The following is a 1,709-nucleotide window of genomic DNA, read 5'->3' as shown; positions in this document are numbered from 1 at the left end:
GCTGGTGCCGGCGGCGCCGCGCTGCGGCCCGCGGTCCCAGGCGGCGACCTGGACCGCCTCGGCATCGCGGTGCCGGGCGTGCAGCCGCGCAAGCCCCATCGCCCGCCGCGCCGCCATGGCGAGGTGCAGGTCGTCGCCCGCGAAGGGGCGTTCATCCAGGTGGAACAGACGCACGCGCGGCAGCAGGGCCCGGAAGCGCGGCACCCAGCGATCGCCCGCGGGCGCGACGGACGCCTTCTCGTAGGTCTCGGCGTCGCAGGGCAGCACGATGCGCGGCACGATGCCCGCACGCAGCAGCGCCTCGGCGGCCAGGATGTCGAGCCCGGCGGCGAGGCCGCCGAAGGCCATGCCGATGTTCTCGGTCGCGATGGCGGCGTCCAGCGCGGCGGCGAGCAGCGCCTCGATGGCCGGCTCGTCCTGGCCCGCGCGCGGCATGTGGCCGGTGTAGTGCAGCACGCGCGGGATGCGCAGCGCATCGACGAAGCCCGGCGGCAGGCCGAGGAAGGCGGCTTCGCGCCGCATCTGCCTGCGCGTCGTCGCGCGGGCCGAGAGGTCGGCGCCGGCGCGCGCCTCCGCCCGTTCCAGCGCGCGCCAGGCCTCGGTGCTGCGGCCGGCGATCAGAAGCGCCTCGGCCTCGGTCGCCGCGGACCAGTAGTCGCCGCTGTCGCGCAGCGTGCGCAGCACCTCCGCGGCGATCGCGGCAGCTTCCTCCCGCGCGCCGGCGAGCATGCGCAGCGCCGCGGCGTTCACCCCGTGCCAGCCTTCCCCCCATTTGCGCCACAGCGCGTGGTAGCGGCGCGCCGTCTCGGCCAGCAGGGGCCCGCGCGCGGCCGCCGGCGTCTCGAAGGCGCGGTCCTTGATCAGCCGCGCACCGAGCGCGGCGATCTCCGGATCCGCCTCCGCATCCAGCCGCAGCTCGTGGAACAGGTCGAGCGCGCGGCCCGTCGCGCCCGCGCGCGCGATGGTCAGCGCGGCGCGGTAGCGCAGCGCCGTGTCGCCCGGCCGCTCCGTGAGCGCGGCCATGGCCCGGTCGTGGGCGGAAAGCAGGAGGCCCTCGGCCTCCAGCGCCAGGACCTCCGCGAGCGGATCGGACATCGATGGGTTCTGCCGCGCGGATCGGGCTGATCCTAGAAGCCGTTGCCCCGCCCCGTCCATGCGGCCGGGCGCGGCCCTTCCGCGCGATGGCGCGCGCGCGCCGACTGTGCCAGAAACGCCGGCGTTCCGGACGCCGCCCATGCCGCATGACGTCTTCCTGAGCTACGCCTCCGCCGACCGTGCCGCGGCCGATGCGGTCTGCGTGGCGCTGGAGGCGCGCGGCATTCCCTGCTGGATGGCGCCGCGCGACGTCCGCGCGGGGGAGGACTGGGGCGAGGCGATCCTGACCGCGATCGGCCGAGCGCATGCGATGGTGCTGGTCCTGTCGCGCCACACCGCCGCGTCCGTGCATGTCCGCAACGAGGTCGTCACAGCGGTGTCGCAGGGCCTCGCCCTGGTGCCCGTGCGGATCGAGGATTGCCAGCCGGGCGGCGCGCTGCGCCTGCACCTGGCCGGATCGCATTGGCTGAACGCCTTCCCGCCGCCGATCGAGCAGCATGCGGATGCGCTGGCGGCCGGCGTGAGGCTGGCGCTCGCGGCCGATGCGACGATCGAGCTTCCGCGCGCCCAGGCGGCGGCGCTGGTGGCCGCGGCGCGCGCGGCCACGCAGGGCA

At 76.5% G+C, this 1,709-nt stretch carries 2 protein-coding genes; one reads left to right on the top strand and one right to left on the bottom strand.

Going from position 1 to position 1,709, the window contains the following annotated elements; all coding sequences use genetic code 11:
- Positions 1–1,095, bottom strand: a 1,095-nt coding sequence (locus HW577_RS24670; RefSeq protein ID WP_198378735.1) for a tetratricopeptide repeat-containing protein, incomplete at its 3' end; no start/stop codon positions are given.
- 139 nt (positions 1,096–1,234) lie between these two features.
- Here HW577_RS24670 and HW577_RS24665 point away from each other — a divergent pair.
- The coding region (locus tag HW577_RS24665) for a toll/interleukin-1 receptor domain-containing protein (protein ID WP_198378734.1) at positions 1,235–1,709 on the top strand (475 nt) is incomplete at its 3' end.

This window comes from Neoroseomonas rubea, from assembly GCF_016106015.1.
Classification (GTDB): domain Bacteria; phylum Pseudomonadota; class Alphaproteobacteria; order Acetobacterales; family Acetobacteraceae; genus Neoroseomonas; species Neoroseomonas rubea.
The sequence above is the reverse complement of the archived record's forward strand: the minus strand, read 5'-3'. Positions and strand labels throughout refer to the sequence as shown.